28 protein-coding genes and 1 pseudogene are annotated in these 21,223 nt (G+C 72.9%); 6 read left to right on the forward strand and 23 right to left on the reverse strand.

The window, feature by feature from the left end; all coding sequences use genetic code 11:
- Positions 1–9 precede the first annotated feature (9 nt).
- From ACZ4VW_RS16495 to ACZ4VW_RS16510, 4 genes and pseudogenes are all read right to left on the reverse strand, one after another.
- A complete protein-coding gene (locus ACZ4VW_RS16495) occupies positions 10–1,206 on the reverse strand; it encodes an AAA family ATPase (protein WP_467962796.1) in 1,197 nt (398 codons plus the stop codon).
- Positions 1,203–3,137: an ankyrin repeat domain-containing protein gene (locus tag ACZ4VW_RS16500; RefSeq protein WP_467962798.1), complete on the reverse strand. Its 1,935-nt coding sequence runs from the start codon at positions 3,135–3,137 to the stop codon at positions 1,203–1,205. Before ACZ4VW_RS16500 ends, ACZ4VW_RS16495 begins: the two co-directional genes overlap by 4 nt.
- Complete coding sequence (locus tag ACZ4VW_RS16505) at positions 3,134–4,288, reverse strand: leucine-rich repeat domain-containing protein (RefSeq protein WP_467962800.1); 1,155 nt, start codon at positions 4,286–4,288, stop codon at positions 3,134–3,136. The genes ACZ4VW_RS16500 and ACZ4VW_RS16505 overlap by 4 nt, the downstream gene beginning before the upstream one ends.
- Before the next feature lie 57 nt (positions 4,289–4,345).
- Positions 4,346–4,418: pseudogene (locus ACZ4VW_RS16510) on the reverse strand.
- 189 nt (positions 4,419–4,607) lie between these two features.
- On the opposite strand from ACZ4VW_RS16510, the gene ACZ4VW_RS16515 reads away from it, so the two are divergent.
- Positions 4,608–6,059 carry an amidase gene (locus ACZ4VW_RS16515; protein ID WP_467962802.1) on the forward strand — a complete coding sequence of 484 codons (1,452 nt, stop codon included), beginning with the start codon at positions 4,608–4,610 and terminating at the stop codon, positions 6,057–6,059.
- Between the two features lie 27 nt (positions 6,060–6,086).
- Here ACZ4VW_RS16515 and thpR read toward each other — a convergent pair whose 3' ends face one another.
- The 15 genes from thpR to ACZ4VW_RS16590 form a co-directional block, all read right to left on the reverse strand.
- Entirely contained in the window at positions 6,087–6,707 is a 621-nt protein-coding gene (gene thpR / locus ACZ4VW_RS16520) for an RNA 2',3'-cyclic phosphodiesterase (RefSeq protein WP_467962804.1), read from the reverse strand.
- 469 nt (positions 6,708–7,176) lie between these two features.
- Entirely contained in the window at positions 7,177–8,061 is an 885-nt protein-coding gene (locus ACZ4VW_RS16525) for a DUF2382 domain-containing protein (RefSeq protein WP_467962806.1), read from the reverse strand.
- Positions 8,062–8,211: 150 nt separating this feature from the next.
- Entirely contained in the window at positions 8,212–9,588 is a 1,377-nt protein-coding gene (locus ACZ4VW_RS16530; protein ID WP_467962808.1) for an AMP-binding protein, read from the reverse strand.
- Between the two features lie 259 nt (positions 9,589–9,847).
- A complete protein-coding gene (locus ACZ4VW_RS16535) occupies positions 9,848–10,108 on the reverse strand; it encodes a DUF6479 family protein (RefSeq protein WP_467962811.1) in 261 nt (86 codons plus the stop codon).
- Positions 10,109–10,375: 267 nt separating this feature from the next.
- Positions 10,376–10,633, reverse strand: coding sequence for a WhiB family transcriptional regulator (locus ACZ4VW_RS16540; protein ID WP_467962813.1), 258 nt, complete (start codon positions 10,631–10,633; stop codon positions 10,376–10,378).
- Between the two features lie 49 nt (positions 10,634–10,682).
- A complete protein-coding gene (locus ACZ4VW_RS16545) occupies positions 10,683–11,066 on the reverse strand; it encodes a hypothetical protein (protein WP_467962815.1) in 384 nt (127 codons plus the stop codon).
- 39 nt (positions 11,067–11,105) lie between these two features.
- The gene (locus ACZ4VW_RS16550) at positions 11,106–11,447 is read right to left on the reverse strand and encodes a gas vesicle protein K (RefSeq protein ID WP_467963185.1); all 342 of its coding nucleotides are present in this window, start codon (positions 11,445–11,447) and stop codon (positions 11,106–11,108) included.
- A gap of 20 nt (positions 11,448–11,467) precedes the next feature.
- On the reverse strand, positions 11,468–11,689 hold the full coding sequence (locus tag ACZ4VW_RS16555) for a gas vesicle protein (RefSeq protein ID WP_467962817.1): 222 nt from the start codon (positions 11,687–11,689) through the stop codon (positions 11,468–11,470).
- Positions 11,686–12,543: a GvpL/GvpF family gas vesicle protein gene (locus tag ACZ4VW_RS16560; RefSeq protein ID WP_467962819.1), complete on the reverse strand. Its 858-nt coding sequence runs from the start codon at positions 12,541–12,543 to the stop codon at positions 11,686–11,688. The genes ACZ4VW_RS16555 and ACZ4VW_RS16560 overlap by 4 nt, the downstream gene beginning before the upstream one ends.
- On the reverse strand, positions 12,540–12,854 hold the full coding sequence (locus ACZ4VW_RS16565; RefSeq protein WP_467962821.1) for a gas vesicle protein: 315 nt from the start codon (positions 12,852–12,854) through the stop codon (positions 12,540–12,542). The genes ACZ4VW_RS16560 and ACZ4VW_RS16565 overlap by 4 nt, the downstream gene beginning before the upstream one ends.
- Positions 12,851–13,117 carry a gas vesicle protein GvpG gene (locus ACZ4VW_RS16570; RefSeq protein WP_467962823.1) on the reverse strand — a complete coding sequence of 89 codons (267 nt, stop codon included), beginning with the start codon at positions 13,115–13,117 and terminating at the stop codon, positions 12,851–12,853. Before ACZ4VW_RS16570 ends, ACZ4VW_RS16565 begins: the two co-directional genes overlap by 4 nt.
- Positions 13,118–13,122: 5 nt before the next feature.
- Positions 13,123–13,842 (reverse strand): GvpL/GvpF family gas vesicle protein, encoded by a 720-nt coding sequence (locus tag ACZ4VW_RS16575; protein WP_467962825.1) that lies wholly within the window; start codon positions 13,840–13,842, stop codon positions 13,123–13,125.
- Positions 13,839–14,279 carry a gas vesicle structural protein GvpA gene (locus tag ACZ4VW_RS16580; protein ID WP_467962827.1) on the reverse strand — a complete coding sequence of 147 codons (441 nt, stop codon included), beginning with the start codon at positions 14,277–14,279 and terminating at the stop codon, positions 13,839–13,841. Before ACZ4VW_RS16580 ends, ACZ4VW_RS16575 begins: the two co-directional genes overlap by 4 nt.
- A gap of 65 nt (positions 14,280–14,344) precedes the next feature.
- A complete protein-coding gene (gene gvpO, locus ACZ4VW_RS16585) occupies positions 14,345–14,677 on the reverse strand; it encodes a gas vesicle protein GvpO (protein WP_467962829.1) in 333 nt (110 codons plus the stop codon).
- Positions 14,678–14,767: 90 nt separating this feature from the next.
- Positions 14,768–15,031: a GlsB/YeaQ/YmgE family stress response membrane protein gene (locus tag ACZ4VW_RS16590; RefSeq protein ID WP_467962831.1), complete on the reverse strand. Its 264-nt coding sequence runs from the start codon at positions 15,029–15,031 to the stop codon at positions 14,768–14,770.
- A gap of 381 nt (positions 15,032–15,412) precedes the next feature.
- On the opposite strand from ACZ4VW_RS16590, the gene ACZ4VW_RS16595 reads away from it, so the two are divergent.
- Positions 15,413–15,604 (forward strand): CsbD family protein, encoded by a 192-nt coding sequence (locus ACZ4VW_RS16595; RefSeq protein ID WP_467962833.1) that lies wholly within the window; start codon positions 15,413–15,415, stop codon positions 15,602–15,604.
- Positions 15,605–15,677: 73 nt separating this feature from the next.
- Here the strand turns inward: ACZ4VW_RS16595 and ACZ4VW_RS16600 are convergent, their stop codons facing one another.
- The 3 genes from ACZ4VW_RS16600 to ACZ4VW_RS16610 form a co-directional block, all read right to left on the reverse strand.
- Entirely contained in the window at positions 15,678–16,133 is a 456-nt protein-coding gene (locus tag ACZ4VW_RS16600) for a VOC family protein (RefSeq protein WP_467962835.1), read from the reverse strand.
- A 169-nt stretch (positions 16,134–16,302) separates the two neighbouring features.
- A complete protein-coding gene (locus ACZ4VW_RS16605) occupies positions 16,303–16,458 on the reverse strand; it encodes a hypothetical protein (protein WP_467962837.1) in 156 nt (51 codons plus the stop codon).
- Positions 16,459–16,544: 86 nt separating this feature from the next.
- The gene (locus ACZ4VW_RS16610; protein ID WP_467962839.1) at positions 16,545–17,030 is read right to left on the reverse strand and encodes a flavin reductase family protein; all 486 of its coding nucleotides are present in this window, start codon (positions 17,028–17,030) and stop codon (positions 16,545–16,547) included.
- A gap of 217 nt (positions 17,031–17,247) precedes the next feature.
- Here ACZ4VW_RS16610 and ACZ4VW_RS16615 point away from each other — a divergent pair, with 217 nt between their 5' ends.
- Both ACZ4VW_RS16615 and ACZ4VW_RS16620 read left to right on the forward strand, forming a co-directional pair.
- Positions 17,248–17,721 carry a hemerythrin domain-containing protein gene (locus ACZ4VW_RS16615; protein WP_467962841.1) on the forward strand — a complete coding sequence of 158 codons (474 nt, stop codon included), beginning with the start codon at positions 17,248–17,250 and terminating at the stop codon, positions 17,719–17,721.
- A gap of 33 nt (positions 17,722–17,754) precedes the next feature.
- Complete coding sequence (locus ACZ4VW_RS16620; protein ID WP_467962843.1) at positions 17,755–18,381, forward strand: flavodoxin family protein; 627 nt, start codon at positions 17,755–17,757, stop codon at positions 18,379–18,381.
- A gap of 69 nt (positions 18,382–18,450) precedes the next feature.
- Here the strand turns inward: ACZ4VW_RS16620 and ACZ4VW_RS16625 are convergent, their stop codons facing one another.
- Positions 18,451–18,843 (reverse strand): hypothetical protein, encoded by a 393-nt coding sequence (locus tag ACZ4VW_RS16625; RefSeq protein WP_467962845.1) that lies wholly within the window; start codon positions 18,841–18,843, stop codon positions 18,451–18,453.
- A gap of 311 nt (positions 18,844–19,154) precedes the next feature.
- Between ACZ4VW_RS16625 and ACZ4VW_RS16630 the strand changes: the two genes are divergently transcribed.
- Positions 19,155–20,090 carry a serine/threonine-protein kinase gene (locus ACZ4VW_RS16630; protein ID WP_467962847.1) on the forward strand — a complete coding sequence of 312 codons (936 nt, stop codon included), beginning with the start codon at positions 19,155–19,157 and terminating at the stop codon, positions 20,088–20,090.
- 3 nt (positions 20,091–20,093) lie between these two features.
- Positions 20,094–21,164, forward strand: coding sequence for a hypothetical protein (locus ACZ4VW_RS16635; protein WP_467962849.1), 1,071 nt, complete (start codon positions 20,094–20,096; stop codon positions 21,162–21,164).
- The last annotated feature ends 59 nt before the right edge of the window (positions 21,165–21,223 follow it).

Below are 21,223 nucleotides of genomic sequence, written 5' to 3' on the forward strand. Positions count from 1 at the left end.
GGCGGCCGCTCAGCGCGCGCCCGGCAGCGCGCCGGCGAGCTGGAGCAGTTCCAGGAAGGCGTCGATTCCGGACGGGATCGGCCAATCGGGCTCGCGCATCACGGCGAGGTCGCGCGCGGCCCGCGCCGCCACATCGGGGACGCCCGCGTCCACGGCCTTGGCGAGGACCTCCCAGCCCGCCTCCCAGCGGGGACGGGTCGGTTCGCTCTGCACGGCGGCGACCACGGCGATGAGGAACGCCAGCTGGCGGTCGCCGCGTTCGGGCAGCGCGAAGGCGGACGGGTCGGCGAGCACCCGGTCGGGGTCGGGCAGGTCGAGGTTCTCCAGGTACGACAGCAGCTCGATGCCGGCCGCCTCGCCGACGGCGCCCATCACGGCGACGGCCTGCGCCTCCCGTCCGGCGCCCGACGCGTACCCGGCGGCCAGCAGGCGCAGCGCCATCTCCCAGGTCCGCGGCGAGGGCCAGGCGCGGCCGCGGCCCTCGGCCTCCTTCGGCATGTGGTGGACCAGGCCGGGGCGGGCGGTCAGGAAGCCGGAGACGACGCCCCGGGCCCGGGCGACCGCGCCGGACGCCCGTCCGGGGTCCACGGCGGGCAGGACGGTCTCGGGCCAGATGCCGGCCATGCCCCGGGCCACGGTGCGCGGGTCGTGCGTCCAGTCGAGATGGACGAAGCGGTTCGCGAGCGGCGGGCTGAGGTGCCAGCCGTCGGCCGCGCTGGAAGGCGGGTTGGCGGCAGCGACGATCCGTACCGACTCCGGCAGGGCCAGGCTTCCGACCCTGCGCTCGAGGACCACCCGCAGCAGGGCGGCCTGCACGGCGGGCGGCGCCGACGACAACTCGTCGAAGAACAGCAGTCCGTGCCCGGTGCGCGCGAGCCGGACGGCCCAGTCCGGCGGGGCCATCGGAACGCCCGAGGTGGCGGGGTCGTCACCGACGATCGGCAGTCCGGCGAAGTCGGACGGCTCGTGGACGCTGGCGACGACCGTCTCCAGGTGGACGCCGAGAGCGGCGGCGAGCTGCTCCATGCCCGCCGACTTGCCGATGCCGGGCTCGCCCCACAGCAGCACGGGCTGGTTCGCCGTCACGGCCAGGGCCAGGGCCTCCAGTTGGGGATTGCCGGCCGGTTCGCTGCGTGTGACGCGCAGGCGGGCGTTGAGGGCGTCGGCGGCCGCGAGGACCGGGGGGACGGAAGGGGAACCGGTCATGCGCGAACGTCCTCGTCCTGTGCTGCGGGGTGGTCCGGCCCGAGGGAGGGGGCGGGCTCGCCGAACGGTTCCGATGCGTCGAACGGATCCGCTTCGTCGATCGGTGCGGACTCCTCGAACGGATCCGGTTCCTGGCCGGGCCCGTCCTCCTCGTCCCAGTCGGGCTCCGCGTCCCGCTCGCTCATGTAGTCGTCGAACCACTCGGGGCCGACACCGGGATGCTCCTTCAGCACGCGGCGGCGCAGGAACATCAGGTCGGTCCGCTCGTAACGGCGGATCACCTGGGCGAGGGAGAGCTCCATCTCGTCGGTCACGTCGATCCTGGCACCGGCGTCGAGGAGGTCTCTGACCAGGGCGGCCGATCCTCCCCATTGGACAGCGCTCTGGAGCGGCGTGCGCTGCGTCCTGTCCTTCGCCTCCAGGTCGAGCCCGGCGGCCAGCAGCCGCGGCAGCAGCTCCCGGTGGTCGAGCAGGTGGAGACGGTGCAGCAGCCCGCGTCCCATGCGGTCGCGGACGTGCGGGTCGGTCCCGGCGTCGAGCAGCGCCAGCACGGCCGGGGTGTCTCCGTGCTGCACGTGCTGGAACAGCTCGCGCCGCTGCTCCCGCAGGGCGCGCGGCAGCCGTCCCTCGCCGCCGGCCCAGGCGTGCTGGGTGGCGAAGCAGCCGGTGACGGTTCCACCGAAGGCGCGCAGGGCGAGTTCGCGCTGCCGCTCCTGCTCGGTGTGCGGGATGTCGAGCACGCCGTTCCTCGACACGACCTCGTGCCAGGCGCCGTCGCGGCAGCGGACGCGCACCGGCGTGGGCGTCTTCGGCCCGGGCGGGCCGACGGCCGGCCCGGCGTGCGGGAACAACGCGGCGGTGACCAGCGGGTGCAGGTCCTCCGGCCGGATCCGTCCCGCGCGCAGGAGACCGATGTCCGGCAGTCGCTGCCAGACGTATCCGGGCAGCGGCGGGGCGTCCTCCTCCCGGCGGCGCTCACGGCCGACGACGCGCGCCCGGGTCTCGTCGGCGTCCGTGGGGTCGAGTTCGACCAGCAGGTGGCCGCGCCACTCCACGCGGACGTGGAAACGCGTGCCGCGTCCGGCGTGCCCCAGCCGCCTGATCTCGGGGGCCAGGCGGGTGAGGTCGGGCGCGATGTACCCGAGGAGTTCGGTGACGTCGAGCGGTTGCATGCGCCGGACCTGCGGCGGAGGGGTGAGGTCGAGCTCGAGTCCGGCGGCGGCGTACGCCTCGACATGGGCGCCGCGGGCCTGGAGAACGGCGACCCACTCGGCGCGGGCGGCCGGGTCGGAGCTCCCCGGGTCCTCGGTCGGCAGCTCCCCCGCGGATAGCGGCGTGCCGTCCGGCCGCAGGAACGGAAGACGTCCGGAGGTGGACGGCCCCGCGCTGTGACGCAGTTCAGCGGAGTGCCGGGCGTCCCAGAAGCGGCGGGCGGCGGTCCAGTCCTCGGTGGCGTACGTCAGGCCGTGGAGCTTGTCGCGCGCGGGCGGGCGCACCGGGCCGAAGTGCAGGGGGAGCCGCTGAGGCCCCTCCAGCATCGGGGAGGTGGTGAGCGAGAGGACGGGACCGGTGCTCCCGTACGAGGCGAGAACGACGCGCCGGGCCGGAGCGATCGTGGTGTGGCCGCCGAGGACGCGCGGCAGGTGCCAGCGCAGCAGGTCCGGAGCCAGGTGACGCAGGTCGTCCGCCACCCGGGCCGCCACGTCGGGGCCGTACCGGTCGGCGATCCGCTCCGGGTCGAGGTCCTCCGGGACGTCCACCGCGGCGGCGGCGCACGCGGCCCTCCAGTCGCCGGCCAGGCGGGCTTCCGTGGCGCGTTCGATCATCCAGCGCGGGACGGCGTAGCGGCGCACGCGGGCCCAGGTGGCGGCGTCGGCGGGCGGGAGCGCGGCGGGCGGAAGGGAGCCGGGCGGTGCCGGGCGCGCGATCATCGGTACACGCTGCCGATCGCGCGCAGATCGGGGTGGGTCGGCCGGACGGGGCGCAGCCGCTCGGCGAAGGACCGCTTCACGCGGCGGGGCAGGCCGGGGCCGAGGCCCACGTACTCGAGGCGGTGTCCCTCGGGCAGGGCGGCGAGCAGGCTCTTCGCACCGCGACCGGTGATGCCGGTGTGGCGCAGTTCGAGGCGGCGCAGCGGGCTGCCGGGCAGGGCGGCGGCGAGGGCGCCGGCACCGTCGTCGCCGGTGGCGTTGCCGGGGGAGCCGAGACTGCGCTCGGACATGGCCCGGCCCAGGTCGAGGGTCTCGATGCCGCCGAGGGCGTCGGCGAGGGCGCGCGCTCCCGCGGGGCCGATGCCGTTGCCGCCGAGGCCGAGCCGTACGGGCCGGGCGGGGTCCGTCGCGGCGGCCAGGACGGCGGTGCCCTCGTCCCCGAGGTGGTTGGCCGTCAGGTAGAGCTCGCGGACGCCGGCTTCGCGGACGAGGGCGGCGAGCAGCGGCGCGTCGGCGGAGGTCAGGCCGTTGCCGCCGAGGAAGAGACGTTCGAGCGGGGCCTCTCGCTCCAGGAGGGCGTCGAGGACGATCCGTACGCCCGCGGGGCCGATGCCGGAGTTGACGAGGTCGAGGGTGCGCAGGGACGTGTTGCGGCGCAGCAGCCCGGCGACGGTACGGGCACCGGCCTCCCGGACGGGATTGCGCTTCAGCCACAGGGCGCGGAGCGTGGTGTCGTCGGCGAGGGCCTCGGCGAGGGCGGTCACGCCGGCCGGCCCGATGCGGTTGCAGCCGAGGTAGAGGGTGTGGATCCCGTGGGAGGCGCCCGCTTCCCGCGCCGCGACGAGGGCGTCGGCGACCGACCGGGCCCCCTCGTCACCGAGGGAGTTGGTGCCGAGGAGCAAATGGGCGGCGTGCGGGGAGACGGTGGCGGCGGGCAGCAGCCGGGCGGCGCCGCCGGGGCCGAGACCCTGTTTGCACAGGTCCACCCGGCCGTCGGCGCGCAGGGTGCCCAGCGGGAAGGTCTCGTCGTCGCCGACGGGCCGCGCGTCCGTGAGGCGGGCCACGAGCGGCGCCAGTTCCGTCGGGTCGGCGAGTGGCAGATCCGGGTGCTCGATCGCGGGGCAGCGTACGGGCGTTGTCGGCTGGTCCATCACCACTCCACCGGTCCTTCGCCGGGGCCCGGCGTCCGCGTCGACTTCACGTAGGCGCAAGACCGGTCGGATTCGAACCGACGTCCTCCAGCTCGATGCGTGGGCGCGACGACCTCTGCGCTACGGCCTTGCTGCGCACGATCATAGCCACAGCCGAGCCGGAACTCGATCACCAGTTTGATGTGCGGGGCTCGGGCGCGCGGCCTCGCGTGACCGGCGAACCGGGATCGGCGAACCGGGATCGGCGAACCCTCGCGTGTTACCTGCCGGTAAGGAATGATGGCCGCCATCCATCCGAACGGCCGGGGCTGAGGTAGCGGTGACGACTTTCGAGGAACGGACCAGGGTGCACGCCTTCCGGGACGACGCCCTGGGAGAGCATGACGCCGTCGGTCTCGCCGCGGCGATCCGGCGTGGTGAGGTCGGTGTCGCCGAGGCCGCCCGGGACGCGGCCGAGCGGGTACGGGCGGTCGACGAACAGCTCAACGCGGTCCAGGCGTACGCCGACGTCCCGGCGTCGGCCGGCCCCGGCGCGGGCGGCGCCCACGCCGGCGGCGCCCACGCAGGCGGCCCTTTCGCCGGAGTGCCGACCTTCGTCAAGGACAACACCGAGTACCGCGGCCTTCCCACCGGCCACGGCAGCGCCGCCTTCACCCCCCGGGCCCCCGCGCGGCGGCACGCCCCTTTCACCCGGCAGTTCCTGAGCAGCGGCGTCACGGTGCTGGGCAAGACCAGGCTGCCGGAGTTCGGGTTCAGCCCGACCACGGAGTTCGAGGGCGCCGAGCCCGTACGCAACCCGTGGAACACGGGATGTTCGGCGGGGGGATCGTCGGGCGGCAGCGCGGCGCTTGTCGCCGCGGGCGCGGTGCCGATCGCGCACGCCAACGACGGCGGTGGCTCGATCCGGATCCCCGCCGCCTGCTGCGGACTCGTCGGTCTCAAGCCGACCCGTGGCCGGGTCGTGGCCAACGCCCAGAGCCGTCAGCTGCCGCTCGACATCGTCTCCGACGGCGTCGTGAGCCGTTCCGTGCGGGACACCGCCGCCTTCCTGGCCGCCGCCGAGACGTACTGGCGCCATCCGAAACTGCCGCCCGTGGGACTGGTCGAGGGCCCGTCGGAGCGCCGGCTGCGCGTCGGCTTCCTGCTGGACTCGCCGAACGGCGTCCGGTCCGACGCGACCACCCGCGCGGCCGTCATGGAGACCGTGGCCACGCTCGAACGGCTCGGCCACACCGTGGAGCCGGTGGAGATCGCCCTCGACCCGCGCTTCACCGACGACTTCCTGACCTACTGGGGACTGCTGTCGTTCCTCATCGGTGCCACGGGCCGGACCCTCGGCGGCGACTTCGACCGGCACCGCATGGACGGCCTCAGCCGGGGCCTGCGCGAGGCGTACGTCGAGAACTGGCGTCGCACGCCCGGGGTGTTGCGCAGGCTGAAGCGTACGAGCGTGGCGTACGCGGCGGCGTTCCGCGGGCTCGATCTCATCCTCACCCCCGTGCTCGCCCGGACCACGCCGCCGATCGGCCGACTCAGCCCCACCGTTCCGTATCCGACGTTGATCGAACGGATCCTCTCGTACGTGGCGTTCACGCCCGTCAACAACGTCGTCGGTACCCCGTCGATCTCGGTGCCCGCCCCGAGCGCGACCGAGGAGGGGCTGCCCGTCGGTGTCATGTTCTCCGGCCGCCCCGGGAGCGAACGGACACTCCTGGAGGTCGCGTTCGCCCTGGAGGCCGAGCATCCGTTCCGGCGTATCCAGGGGCCGTGACGTCGGCGGCGGCACGGCGCGCCTCCGTCAGCGCCCTTCGAAGCCCCACGAGGTGATGTCGCGGTAGCGGATCGGCCCCGGGCCGCGACCGAAGTCGCTGCCGACCAGATGCAGGCGCGCCGCCCGCCACGGCCGGCCGGTGAATCCGGCGAGGCCGTCGGCGGCCGCCACCACCCACGCCGTGTCGTCGCGGCGCGCGCGGGCCAGGGTGAGATGCGGCCGCAGAGGACGGCCGGCGAAGGGGACACCACACTCCGCCACGGCGGCGCGCACCTCGGTCGCGAGCGAGTGCAGCCCTTCCAGATCCCCGTCGATCCCGCTCCACAGCACCCGCTCGTCGAAATGCCCACTGCCGCGCAGCTCCAGCTCCAGGGGCGGGCGGGTCGCCGCCAGGCGCGCGAGGGGCGGCCGCAGCGACGACACCGCCGCGGCCGGGAGTTCACCGAGGAACGCCAGAGTGATGTGCCAGTCCTCGATGCGGTTCCACCGCATGCCCGGGTACGCCTCGTACGCCGGGCCCAGCGCTCGCGCCAGCTCGTCCTTCGCCTCGTCGGGCGGGGCGAGGGCGATGAACACGCGTATCGTCGTCGCAGCCCGCGGCTGTTCGTCCCCTCGGGGCTCCGTCTGCCGGCCGGACGGATCGGTCATCGTCAATTCCCCGCTCGCGTGGGGCCGGCACCGCGCCCACCATCCGATGGCACGCCGCCCGGCCCGCGTTTCTCCTTCTTTCCGACCTGAGGGTACGGGGTGCGCGTCGCCGCCCGTCGGTCCCGCCGGGCCGACGGTCGGGGCGGACGAGGGGGTTCGCCGCACGGTGTCCTCGGTCGGCCTCCAGGGCGCCCGCGCGCGCCGAAGCCGAGGGGCGCCCCGCCGGTCACGCGTTCCAGCGGACGGCGGAGGCCCTCCGGCTCTGCCGGAGGGCCTGAAGACCGAGAAAGGCCAGATACGCGGCCCCGAGGATCGTGACGACGACGTACGCCGGTCTGCCGACGGGCGGGCCTCACGGCCGGTCAGGTTCAGACACCTGCGCCGTCATCGGCCGCGGCGCCGTCACCGGCCTCGGCCTGGGCCTCGGCGGCGACGGCGCCATGGTTGCGGGTGTGGTCGAGCCCGTCGGTCAGAAGAGACCCTCGTCCGTCCGGCCGCGGCGTTCGGAGAGGTCGTCCGTCTCCTCGGCCGCATCGGTCTCGACGTCGATCCGCTCCTTGCGGACCTTGCCGCCGACCGTCTCCTCGTCCGTGACCTCGTCCGTCCGCAGCTTCACCCGCTCGACGGGGACGGCCCGGGTCTCGACGACGGGGCGCTCCTCATGGAGGGTGACCTCGTGCTCGGCCTCGGAGATCTCCGGGCCGGACATGGCCTGGTCCCGGTTCGCCTCGGTGATGGGCTCGCGCTCCACGCGGACTTCCTCGTGCCTGACGGGGATGGTCTGCTGGACGTCCTCGGTGACGACGTACTTGCGCAGCCTGACGCGGCCCGTCTCCACCTGCTCGGTGCCGACGTGCATCTCCTCCTCGGAGCGGGTCATGGCGTCGTCGGCGGTGCGCGACATGTCGGTGTCCCCGGTGCCCCGGGTGCCGCTCAGGTCCTGGGCGTGGGTGCCGTCGCCCCGCTGGGCGGCGTCCCCGGTGCCGTACGCCCAGCCACCCTCGCCGGGCTGGTTCGCCCGGTGCCAGGACTCGTCCCAGGCGATGCCGTAATGCTCGTACAGCCGCCGTTCCTCGTGTGCGGACAGATGGCCTCCGCCGTCCACGTCGACGTGCGGGGCGTCCTTGATCCGGTCCTTCGGGTACGGGACCTCCAGGTGGTCGTCGACCATGGACGCGTCCTTGATCGGCACGAACGACTCGCTGGTGCCGAACAGGCCGGTCTTGACCGTGACCCATTCGGGGCGCCCTGTGACGTCGTCGACGTAGAGGTGCTTGGCGTCGCCGATCTTCTTGCCCTGGGCGTCGTAGACCGGGTGGTCCACCACCGCGGGGATCTGTTCCTGGGCAATCATGATGGCCCTCCTGATTCTGTCGCGGTAATCGGGCGACTTTCCTCCTGAAGGCGATGAAAACACCCTAAATGCGGGGTAATTGGTTGATTTCTCATCGGTTGAGTGATCAACACCAGGCCGGCCCCGCCAGGGGCCGGACAGCCCGTGCGGTCAGCCGGCCGGGAGGACGTCCCCGAGGCGGCCGCTCGTCACCAGGTTGCCGTCCGGCGTACGCCGCGCCAGGGTGCCGGTGCGGAAGAAGCCCTCGCGGGTGAAGGAGCGTGCGTCGAGGCCGGGCGCGCGGTAGTACCCCCGAGGGGTGGACGGGCCGCGGAAGAGGAGTTCGCCGGGCTCCCCGTCGGGCACGTCCCGGCCGACGGCGTCGACGAGACGTATCTCGTCGTCGGGGGAGAGCGGGCGACCCTGGGTGGTGAGGACCGTCTCGTCCGGATCGGTGGGCCGCGTGAGGGTGAGCGCCCCCTCGGCCATCTCGTGGACCCGCTGCAGGCCACAGCCGATCGCGGGCCGCATCCGCTCGGCGGTCGCCCGGCGCACGGGCCCGCCGCCGATCTGCACGAGACGCAGACTGCTCACGTCGGCCCGGGCCTCGGGAAGGGCGTCGAGCCAGAGCTCGGCGACGGCGGGGACCACCGAGGTGAGGGTGACCCGCTCCCGCCCGATGACCGGAAGGCATGCGTCGGGCCCCGGGTCCTCGACCAGGACGACGGTCCCGCCGACGGACAGGGTGCCGATGATGCCGGGGCAGCCGAAGGCGAAGTTGGACTCCGCGGGCAGGGCGGCGAGGTACACGTCGTCCCGCGTGAGCGACACGAGCTCGGCCGTGGCCCGCGCCTGGTAGGCGTAGTCGTCGTGGGTGCGGGGAACGAGCCGGAACTCCTCGGCGGCGCCACCGGAGAGCAGGAGGAACGCCACCTGGTCGGCGCGCCGCGCGAGGGGAGGCTCGGGCGGGGAGTCGACGGAGCTCAGGGGGAAGGAGAGGCAGCCCGACGCATCGGCCGTGAAGCCACCGCCGGGCGACGGGGCGTTCCCCGTGCCGTTCGCCGTATCGAGCGTGAACACCCTTCGCAGGAAGGGGCTTCGCGCCGCGATGTCGGCGGCCATCGCCGTATGGTCGAAGCCCTGGTACGTCGAGGGGCCGACGTAACCGACGGCCTGGGTGACCCGCGCGAGGGGGGCCACCCGCGCCGCGCGGTACGAGACCGGGCAGAACACGGGAACCACGCCTGCGCGCATCAGCGCGAACACGGTGATCACGAACTCGGGAACGTTCGGCAGCTGCACGACCACCCGCTGCCCGGACCGGATGCCCAGCAGCCGGAAACCGGCGGCCATCCGGTCCACGCGCCGATTCAGCGCCGCATACGTGACGCGCGTGCTCCCGTGCGCGAGCGCGGTCCGCGGCCCGTGGTCCAGGGCCCAGCCGCGCAGCAGATTGTCCAGCGTGTTGCCGCGCCAGTGCCCGGCCGTCCAGTAACGGTCGACGAACTCCTCGGGCCACGGCGTGCAGCCGTCGAGCATGGGGGTCATACGCTTCCTTCGGCCGTCCCGGAGCCGGCGAGCTGGTCCGCCGGCTCCCCTGCGGCCATGGAATCCGTCAACTCCCCGCACCACAATGCGCTTTCCGCACCATGAGCGCCGGACCCCCTCGGCGGAAGATCCCATGCGCGCCGCTGACCAGCGGTGTCGGCCGCGAGCCCGTCGACTGCCTCGCGCTCCGGTGTGCCGTCAGCGGCACACGCCGCCGGGGGTGCGACGCCGGGGTGGGGCATCGCCGAGGAGTGTGGCCTCAGCGGCGGGAGTCACCGAGGTCCGGGTCGTCCTCGGGCGTGGTCCACGAGTCGCGGCCGTGGGCGCTTCCCTGCGTGGGGTCGCCGACCGGGCGGCGCCGACGAGCGGCGCGGCGACTGCCCCACCAGAACGCGGCAAGGAGAACGGCGACCACCACCAGGCCGATGAGCACGGCGAACAACACGGCGTTGGATCCGGGCGACGCGAGAGCGGGCCCGGGCGTGAGGGCGGATGTGACTGCCAGGGTGGAGGTGATCATGATCGCCTTTCTTGCGGCTCGGAACGCCTCGCGGGTCCACAGCCCACGGGCGCTGCGGTGCGCTCTGCGTGTGTCCCGTCCCGGCCGCCTCAAACGCGTCGCTGCGACCTGGGCCGACGGGAGCCGCGCCGAAGCGCGCCGCGGCCGTCGTCCCCCTCCTCGCGGAAGGGTGACGACGGCCGTCGGTCATCGGAAGTCCTCGCGGGTGCCTTCGGCGCCGGCGCTTCCGGGCCGGCCCCTCGCCCGGGGCGGGGAGAGGCCGGTGCGTCAGGAGCCGCCGCTCGCCCGGCGGCTCCACCGCCGTCTGAGGGCCCGCCGCTCGTCCTCGCGCAGTCCGCCCCAGACCCCCGTCACCTGACGCGAGTCGTCCATGGCCCAGCGCAGGCACTCCTCCCGCACCGGACAGACCTGGCAGACGCGCTTCGCGTCCTCGGCCTGCTCCAGCGCGGGCGCGCCGGTTCCCACGGGGAAGAAGAGATCGGGGTCCTCGGTCCGGCAGGCCGCGTGGCGGCGCCAGCTCTCCATTGCTTTCTCCGTCGGTGTCGTACTCCGTACGGTCACGGAGTCCCGGTCGTCAGATCCTGCCCCCGGTGAGCCGGGAGATCGGGCCGCGGCGGCGCAGGCCCGCGCGTCGGCCGAGGGCGTACGCCCCGGTCGCGAGCGCGGCCGTGCTCGCCACCGTGCCGCCGGCGAGGCCCTTGCGGGCGCGCAGGGTGCCCCACAGCCATCCGCCGGGGCCCACGACCCCGCGCACGGCATGGGCGGCGGCCAGTGTCTTCTCCGCCACGGGGGCGGGGAGCGCGGTCAGCACGCCGGTCGTCTCGTCCTTGGCGTCCGACACGGCCTTGGTGGCGTTGCCGGCCGCACGGGTGGCTCGCTCACGAGTGCCGGAACCGTTGGAGCCGGCACGCGAACCACCGCTACGGGCATTGCTGTTGGTCTTCTCGGAAGCACTCATGCTTCGCTTCTGTTCCCGTTCTGTCATGTCAAACTCCGTTCAGAGCAGTTTGCCCAAAGGGCCCAGGTCGATGTTGAGATCGCCGGGTTCCAGGCCGAACCGGTCCCGGAGCACCCCCATCCGGTCCTCGAGGAGCATCAGAGTCAGTCCCAGCCGCTCCTCCTGCTCCTCGGTGAGGTCCCCGACCTCGACCCGGCGCAGCGCTTGACGCTCCATCAGTTCCCGCAGCAGCTCGATGACGGTCAGTACCAGGCGCGCCAGGTCCCGTTCGACGGTGTCCGGGTCCAGCTCGACCCGCCGGGAGCGGGGCGCGGAACCGGAGTCCCCGGGGGCCGGATCGGCCGGGCAACAGGAGCACGAACAGGAGCAGGGACGTGGCATCGGGCGCGGGTCGGGTGAGGTCACGGCTCCTCCTGGTTCCACGGGGACGGAACGGAGTCGCCGACGGAGCTGATGAGCGCCTTCAGGTCGATGCGTACGAGATCGATGTCGGCGATGCGCAGGGTGATGTCTCCGCCCAGGACCACACCGCCGGCCAGGAGCCGGTCCAGGAGGTCCACCAGCGCGATCTCCTCGCCGGCGACCGCCGACGCCTCGCGCGCCGCCGGATCGCGCGCCGTCATCGCGGCGTGTCCGGTTCGGGGGCGCTCTGGGTGAAGGTGTACGGCACCCAGGGGCCGGTCACGTCCACGCGTACGCCCTCGGGGAGGCGGTCCGGTGCCGGTATCGCGTCCAGGAAGGCCTGTCGTCCCTCGACCGGGACGAGGTAGGCGGCGTTGAGCACGTTCCGCCCCGGTACGCGGGAGAGCCGCGCGTCCTGCGGCGGCTGCCGTACGGCGTCGGTGGTGCGCGACGCGAGCGCGGCATGGAGGCGTTCCACGGTGTCGGACACCCGCACGGAGCGGTCCTGCCGGGCCTTGCGGTCGCCCAGCCGCCGACGCAGATAGTCGCGTCCGGCCGAATCGCCGGCACGCGCCGGGCGGGCCGGGCCGGCGGCCCCCTTCGGACCCGTCCGGCCGGACGGGTCCGAAGGGGCGGACGGGGCGGACGTGGCCGCGTCGTCGTCCACGTACAGCTTGATGCCCCATTCCTCCTTGCCGGCGACCCGGTCGAGACTCGCGCGGATACGGTCGTGACCCCTCTCCAGCAGCCGGCGTACGCCGGCCTCGCCGCGGCAGACGGTCGCCAGCCGCATCGGGACGGTCGTGGTACGGCTCCCGACCGCGTCCACCACACGGTGATGGGCGCGGGCGACCGACGCCAGCCAGTCGAGGTCCTCCAGGTGCTCCCGCAGCGGGCTCTCGTCGAACTCGCCCGCGTCGACCGGCTCGACGACGGCGGCGAGCCCCCGGTGTTCGACCAGGGCGAGTCCCGAGCCGAGCGGGGCGTCGGGAAGCTCCTCCGCCGTGACCGGCGGGGCCGACGCGGGGGAGGAGGGGAGGACGCCGTACACGTACAGCAGGGGTTCCGGGATCATGTCTCCGTCCTGGCTTCCAACTCGGCGACGCGGCGGCGCAGTTCCTCGTTCTCCCGGCCCAGCTCGCCCTGCCTGGCCCGGGACGAGAGCGCCGGGTCCCGCTCCCACCAGTCGATCCCCATCTCCTTCGCCCGCTCGACGGAGGCGACGACGAGCCGCAGCTTGATCGTGAGCAGTTCGATGTCGAGGAGGTTGACGCGGATGTCCCCGGCGATGACGACACCCTTGTCGAGGACGCGCTCGAGGATGTCGGCGAGGTTGGCGCCGGACTGGTCCTCGTAGGGGCGGGGGAGGCCCGAGGGTGTCGTCATGGTCCGGCCCCCCATCCGCCGCCGGCGAGGCCGCCACGGCCCGCGCTCTCCAGCCTGGCCAGCAGCTCGTCCTCCCGGCGGTCGAACTCCGCCGCGTCCATCTCGCCCGCCTCGTAGGCGGCGACGAGCCGCGCCAGCTCCCGCTGGATCACGGCCGGGTCGTAGTACTGCCGCTCCGCCTCCGCGACGACCTGTTCGAGCACCCACGCGGTGCCCCTGATCGGCGCGGCGGGCAGCAGCAGCACCTCCTTGAGCAGACCCATGGCGCTCAGCCCGCGGTGACGAAGCTGTACGCCGGCAGAGGACCGGTCACCTGCACCTGGAGGTGCTCGTGCTCCTCGTGGAGGCGCCGGACGGCCTCCAGGAACTCCTCGCGTCGTTCCCGTTCCACGAGGAACGACAGGTTGGCCAGCCAGCCGGTGCCCTCCGGGCCCTGACGCGTCCCGGCCGCGTGCGGATCGAGCGTCTGCTCGACGAGGGCGGCGTCGGCCTTCTCCCGCTCGGCGACCGCCCGGGCCACCGCCTCGCCGAACGCCAGCTTCTCCGCCTGGTCGCCGCCGCCCGCCGCGCGGTTGGCGGCGTGCCGCGCCAGGAGGTCGGGGTCCGCGGCCAGCACGACGGACAGCACGGCTTCCTCGTGGTGGGACGCCTTCACGTTGAACTCGTCCTTGCCCTCGAGCGTTTCGAGGCACCCGAGGTAGCGGTCGTGGTGCTCACCGAGGATCGAGGCGACGGTGTCGTCGTCGGGGGACACCCCGCCGAACCTGAGCGGCAGCACGGGCCCCTCGGTCGCGGCGCTGATCACCACACGCTGATGGGCCAGCAGGTCGCGTCGCTTGGGCTTCAGCTCCGTCGGCGCGTCGCTCACGAGCGCCACCAGATCACCGCTGCGGACGGTCCGCACCGGCATCGGAGGCTCGCCGATGCCCTCGGCTCCTTCCGGCAGCCGCTGATCCGCGCGGGTGATGCCGTAGACGTAGGTGCTCATTCCTTCTCCTCCCCACGGGTGCTGGTACGCCTCCGGGACTTGGCCGGGGCCGCCTCTTCCTTCTCCTCGGTGTCGTCGCCGCGCACCTGGTTGAAGGCGTCCGAGATGGTCTGGGAGACGCCGCTCAGGGCGCCTTTGGTCTTGCGCTGGGCGCCCGATTCGGTCGCCTGGCCCACGAGTTCGGGCAGGCCCGGGTTCTTGCGCGGGCCGGCCTCGAGGTCGAGCCGGTTACAGGCCTCGGCGAACCTCAGATAGGTGTCCACGCTGGCGACGACGACACGTATGTCGATCTTCAGGATCTCGATGCCGACCAGCGAGACGCGCACGAACGCGTCGATCACCAGGCCGCGGTCCAGTACCAGTTCGAGGACGTCGTACAGGCCGCTGGAGCCACCTCCGGAGGCGGCGGGCGCGGGTTGGGCAGGAACGACAGTCATGGTTTTCCGGTCCCTTTCGTCGGATTTCGTCTTGCCTCGGGGACGTGGGCCGGGAGACCGCTCGATCAGCGGCGGTCCACGCGGCCCCTCTCGTACCGCCGGGCGCGTCGGTAGCCGGTGAGCACGCCCTGGTCGTCGACCTCCACCTCGTACGAGGCCAGGAGGCTCATCGTGTCCGGGACCCGGGGCAGTTCGAGGACTTCGACCGACAGGCGCCAGACGCTGCTTCCGCCGTCGTCGTGGCGCTCGCAGGCGCTGACCGCCTCGACCGGCTGAGCCAGCAGCTCCGTCAACTGCTCGGTCGCCGCCCGGATCGCCCCGGCGACGTGGAGCGGCTTGCCCCGGTCCCGGGTGGACCGGTCCGGCCTCTCCGTTTCGTGCTCGGATGTGTCGGCCATGTTTTCCTCCTGGGGCGTATGACCGTCGGATGCGGCCTCAAACTCCTTGTGGGACAAGCGAGATCCGGCGGAACGGCCGGGCGGGGCGGGTCACCGCAGGCCCTCGATCCTGGAGAGTGCGGCCACGCCGAGCGCCGCCAGGGCGATCTGCACCGCCCACTCCGTCCAGTCCACGCCGTCGGTGTCGGCGAGCCCCGTCGCGCGGGCGATCACCGTGCCGATCAGGGCTGCCGCGATGCCGACCACGATGGTCCACAGCAGCCCGATGTGCTGCCGGCCCGGCAGAACCAGTCGGCCGAGGAGACCGATGATCACTCCAATGACCAGCGCGCTGATGATGCCCGAGATTTCCACGGGGAGACCCTCCCTCTCTGCTTCGTCCGCACTGCTTCTGTCCCGGATGCGTAGCTCCTCGCCTGCCCGCATCGGCGGCAGGCACGCGCCGCGCCGGGCAGGAAAGCTCCGGAGCATGCCAACAACCGCGATCCGACCGGGTGTTGACCTTCGACGGCGGATGGTCCCGTGGTCCACGCCGCCCGTCACCCCGCCCCGATCCGCCGCCACCGGTCCACCCGGCCGCCACCGCCCGTGCCCGGGGCGAACCCGGTCCCGCCGGGGAACTCCGCATGAGGCGCCGCCGGCCTGGTGGGGGAGCGGTCCGTCGACGGGCGGGATGCCGGGAGTGTGCCTACCGTGGCCTCTGGAACCAATCCCTAGGAAAGGGGCAGAACCGTCATGGCTGGTAAGGGTACGGAGAAGGCGAAGGGCAAGCTGAAGGAGGCCGCCGGAAAGGCCATGGGCAACAAGCGCATGGAGGCGGAGGGCAAGACGGACCAGATGAAGGGCAAGGCCCGGCAGACGGGCGATGCGGCACGTGAGCGTGCCGAAGGCGTCCGCGACTCCCTGGACCGTGACAAGAAGGCCTGACGAGTGATCGCGGCGTCGAGCCGAGCGCCCCGGCCTCCTTCAGGAGGCAGGGGCGTCGTGCTGTCGCCCGGCGTCAGGGCTGCCGCGGGGGAGAGGCGGGCCGGTCGGCATCGGCCGGGGAGGCCGCGGAAGCCGGAGAGGTAGGGGCGAGGACGAAGGAGTGGCCGGCCGGGTCCATGTAGCGGCGCAGATCCGTACGCAGGTCGGTCCGGGTGCCGTCGCGCACGGCCGCGACGGGCCGTGCGCCCAGGGAGACCGCCTCGCGTTCCGCCTCGTCGAGAGCGTGCGGAGGCACGAGGATCCGCAGGTGTGCCTGCTGGGAGTCCTCCGGGCGGGGCCAGCTCGGCGGTGCTTGCCCGAGGTCACGACGTACCCCCAGTGCCACACCGGAGGGCCCGCGGACGAGCAGGATGTCGGGATCGCTGCCGTCGGGTTCGACGGCGGCGCCCAGGAGGGCGGCGTAGAAGCGCGCGAGAGGCTCGGGATCGGTGGTGTCGAGGACGAGGACCGGGGATTTGGGCGCAGTCATGTGTCCCGCTTGCCCTCTGCGTGCCCGGCCAAGCCTGACGACGTGCCCGGCCAAGCCTGACGACGTGCCCGGCCAAGCCCGACGACGGGGCTGTCCACGCCCACGGCCCGGGACCGTGCACCGGTGGAGCCGTCCCGGACTGTCGACCGGTGGAGCCGCTCAGGACCCTCTACCAGTAGTGCCGCCGTCCGCCGACTCCGCGACCGACCGCCCCGAGAATCCAGAAGACGGCGCCGAGGACCACGAGGATCAGACCGATGGTCCAGAGAATGCTGATGCCCGCCACGAAGCCGATGACGAGCAGGATGATGCCGAGGACGATCATGGTGCCCTCCGGTTCCGCCGTGACGCTTCCCCTTCAGAGTAGGCGTCCGCGCAGCTCGCGGCCTCCGGAGCGGGCCGTGGGCCGCCTCACGCCGGGTGCCCGGGGGAGAGGTCCACCACGTCACCGAACCGGAGGAGCGGCGGTCGGGTCACCCCCGGTCCGCTCTCCGCGACGGGCGCGAGCAGGAAGCCGACGTGGTCGCCCCCGTCGACGAGCCGTTCCACCCGGCCCACGAACCAGGCGCAGCAGTCGGACAGGACCGGCACCCCGCCCTCCCCCGGCTGCCAGGCCACCCGGTCGAACTTGTCGATGTCGTCGCCGGTCCGCCCGCCGAACAGCTCGGCCGTCCGCCCCTGGTCGCGCCGCAGGGTGTGCACCGCGAGGTGGGAGGCGCCGCGCGCGACGCGGCTCGTGCGATTGGCGGTGGAGAGCCACGTCATGAAGCGGGGCGGGGCGATCGAGCACTGCGAGGCGAAGCCCACCAGGCAGCCGGCCTGCCGACCCTCGACCGCCGTCGTCACGACGTACATCGGGTAGTCGAGCACCTCGGTGAAGGCGTCGAAACCGGCCACGGTCAGCTCCTTCGGCTGGGGGACAGGGAGGGACGAGAGCCCGATTACCCGTCCCGCGCGGCACCACTCGGCAACCCCCGCGGCCTGCGTACGGCTCAGACGCGTCGCCCTTCCGGGCGCAACCGGGCACCTTGACCGTTGTGGCGCGCCGCGCAGGGGGTACATGGGCCACGGGCTGTGGTCACAGCTCGCGAGGCACTGCGGAGGGAGAAGCCCTGTGGACGGAATCGTGCTCCTCAAGGACGACCACAAGACCGTGGAGAAGCTGTTCAAGAAGTTCGAGAAGGCCGGCGAGGACGCTCACGCGGAGAAGCGGAAGATCGCCGACCAGGTGATCGAGGAACTCACCACCCACGCCTGGATCGAGGAGAAGATCTTCTATCCCGCCGCGCGGGAGGCGGCCCCCGACACGAAGGACCACGTCCTGGAGAGTGTCGAGGAGCACCATGTCGTGCTGTGGATGCTCTCCGAGCTCAAGGGACTCGACGCGAGCGATGAGCGGTTCGACGCCAAGATGTCGGTCCTGATGGAGAACGTGCGCCACCACGTCGAGGAAGAGGAACAGGAGTGGTTCCCCACCGTCCGCAAGGCCATGGGCCGCAAGCGCCTCACCGAACTCGGCGAGCGGATGGAGCAGGAGAAGAAGAACGCCCCCGAAGACCCCCTCGCCGTCCCCAGCTCGGACCAGTGAGATACGCACGCGGCGCGAGGGTAGGGGGTGGTCATGGACGCCACTGAGACCACACCCCTGCGTGCAGTCGCGCTGGTCTGCACTCTGTCCCCCTCCCCGACTCCGTCCAGCTCGCAGCTGTTGGCGGAACAGACGATGGACGCTCTGAGCGACCACGGCGTGACCGGCAAGGTCATCAGGATCGCCGACCACGACGTGCGCCCCGGCGTGAAGACCGACATGGGCGACGGCGACGCCTGGCCCGAGATCCGTGACACGATTCTCGGCTGCGACATCCTCATCCTGTCGACCCCGATCTGGCTCGGACATCCCGCGAGTACCGCTCAGCGGGTGATGGAGCGACTGGACGCCGAACTCTCCGAAACGGATGAGGAAGGCCGGATGCTGACGTACGGCAAGGTCGCCGCGGTCTGCGTCGTCGGCAACGAGGACGGGGCGCACAAGGTGAGCGCCGACCTGTTCCAGGGGCTGAACGACGTCGGCTTCTCCCTTGCCCCGAACGCCGTCACCTACTGGGTCGGCGAAGCGATGCAGAAGACCGACTACAGGGACCTGGAGAAGACCCCGGAGGCGACCGCGGCCACCACCGCGACCCTGGCCGCCAACACCGCCCACCTCGCCCGTCGCCTCAAGTCGGCGCCGTACCCGGCCTCGTCCTGAGAGCGATCGACGCCGGGGCGCGTACGAAACGGCCACGGGCGAAGAACAGGATCAGTCCGTGGAACGGCGTCAGGCCAGGACGAAGACGTCCCCGGGCACGTCGTCGAGGACGAATCCGTTGTCGAGGCGGACCCGGACCCTCACCCGGAGCTTCCCTTCCTGGTAGGCGGTCCAGGCGGGCTCCAGAGCGCCGACCTGCTCCTCGAGCTGCTTCCGGCTGCCCGGTGGCATCTGGTGACCGAAGTCGTCGAGGAGGGACGCGAGCCGTTCGTACTCGCGTACCTCCTGGCTCCGGGGCCGGTGTTCCTCGACGCGCTCGACGGTGCCCTCGGCGCCCGCCGGCAGGGTCAGGAACCCCGCCCCGGTCTCCGTCTCCGTCGACGACGCGTCGGCCGGGGCGACGAGCTCCGCCAGTCTGAGGTCCGCCACCAGCTTCACCCGCCGGCCCTCTGTCCACGTCATCGGTCGTTCGCCTCCGCGGTCATCGGTCCTTCGTCTCCTGGCCGGTCGGTCGGGCCGCGACCGCGCACCCGCGCGACGTGGCTCCGGGCGTGCCATTATCCGCCCCTCCCCGTCCGGTGATGTCCGGGGGCGCCGCCGTCTCGTGCTCTTCTCACGCGACGCGATCACGGGAATTAGCCCATGTGGCTAGTTTTCGGTGCGAAGGAGCGACTCATCGGGCACGTCGCCTCCCCACGGCCGGTGGATCGGTGCTGCGGTGACGACCTCCGAGGCGATCCGGAAGCGGCCTCCGGCAGGAAGGTGGTGGGCGATTGACCGGGGCACAGATCGCGGGCTATCAGGTGCGGCGCGAGATCGGCCGCGGCGCGATGGCCGTCGTCTACCTCGCGATGGACCCGCGGCGGGAGGGTGCCGTGGCCCTGAAGGTGTTCGCCCCCGAACTGGCGCGTGAGCAGGGCTTCCGCCGACGTCTCGTCCATGACTCACGGATCGTCGCCCAGCTCGGTCACCCGCACATCGTGCCGATCATCGAAGCCGGGGACACCGACGGCCTCCTGTACCTCGCCATGCCCTACATCCCCGGGCCGGACCTGGGGACACTCCTGCGCAGGGACGGGCCGCTGCCCGTGACGACCGCGCTGATCATCGCCGCGCAGGCGGCGTCGGCGCTCGACGCGGCGCACGCGCACGGCGTCGTCCACGGGGATGTGAAGCCCGGGAACATCCTGGTCACCGAGCGCGCCGGTGAGGATTCGCCCTCCGCGTACGTGACGGACTTCGGGCTGGCGGAGCCGGCGGGCGAGTTCATGGGCACGCTGGAGTACAGGGCGCCCGAGCGCATCTCCGGGCACCCCGGAGACGGCCGGAGCGATCTGTACAGCCTGGCCTGCGTCGTCCACGAATCCCTGGCGGGGAAACCGCCGTTCCGGCGCGAGGAAGGCATGGCGCTGCTGTGGGCGCACCAGCACGATCCGCCGCCCGCGCTCTCCGCGGCCCGTCCGGGAATCACCTCCGCAGCGGACGCCGTGATGGCGAAGGCGCTGGCCAAGTCCCCCGGGGATCGGTACACCTCGTGCCAGGAGTTCGTGGCCGCCCTGCGCTCCGCCGTGCGCTCCGCCACCGGCAGCGCACCGATGCCGCAGGCGCCCCCCGGCCCGCCGCCGGGCGCCCTTCCGCCACCGGCCGCCGGGTCGGTCGAGAGCACACCGCCGGGACCGCCCTTCGGCGACGACGACGACGAGTGGTGACGCGTGGGTGACATCGCCAGGAGCGCTCTCGGCGGAGCGTGGACGGTGCTGGTGGGGTGGCTCCTGCCGACCGCGTTGAACGTCAGCCTCTTCGCCGTCGCTGTCTGGCCGAGCCTTCGGCATACCGGCCGCCGCGCGGCGCCGTGGTCGGAGGGTGCCACATCCCTGTCCGTCGGAATGCTGAGCGTCTCGGTGCTCCTCGGGCTGGCCCTCAGTGCCCTGCGCAACCCCCTCTACCGCGTGATCGAGGGGTACGCCCTCTGGCCGAGCGCGCTCTACGCGCGCGGCTGCGCCCGCCGGCGGCAGGCCAGGCAGGATCTGCAGGACCGGCTCACGCTGATGCGGCTGGAACGCCAGGAGCGGGAGGGCACCCCGACGCCGGCCGACACCGAACGGCTGACCTCCCTGCGCGCCGACCCCCGGATCGCCCGGGCAGCCCGCAAGGACCGGCGGCGTACAGCCGTACACCGCGCGCTGCTCCGCGAGCGGCTCGCCCGCTACCCGGTCGACCCCGCGCAGGTGGCACCGACGACCCTGGGGAACGCGATCCGGCGGTTGGAGGAGTACGGCTACGACCGCTTCCGCCTCGACACCCAGGTGATGTGGAACGAGCTGGCGGGGAACGCGCCGGAGCAGATCCGTCGGCAGGTCGATCTCGCCCGCGCCAACGTCGACTTCTTCGTCGCCCTGCTCTACGGCCACTGCGCGGTCGTCCTCAGCGCGGCGGTGGCCCTGGCCACGGCTCGCCCCGATGTCCCGGTGCTGATCACGGCCATGGCCGTGCCGGGCGTGCTGATCCCGGTCTGGTACCGCGCGGCCGTGTCGGCGACCGACGAATGGTCCGCCGCCGTCAGGGCCCTCGTGAACACCGGACGCGGACCGCTCGCCGAGTCCCTCGGCCTCGTCCTGCCGGGCGAGCTCGCCCGCGAACGGGAGATGTGGGCCCTGGTCTCCAAGATGTCGCGGCTGCCGCACCATGAACGTGCGGCGGGCCTGGACGTCTTCCGAGCCGGACCGCCCGGAGTCCCACCGGCGCCGGCCGGGGACGGCGGCACAGGTCACCACGCGACGTGAGCGCGCGTGAGCGAGCCGCACGCCGCGCGAGGCCGCCAGGCCCGGCGGCCACGGACGGC

The sequence above is a fragment of the Streptomyces sp. NPDC029139 genome, from assembly GCF_055564335.1.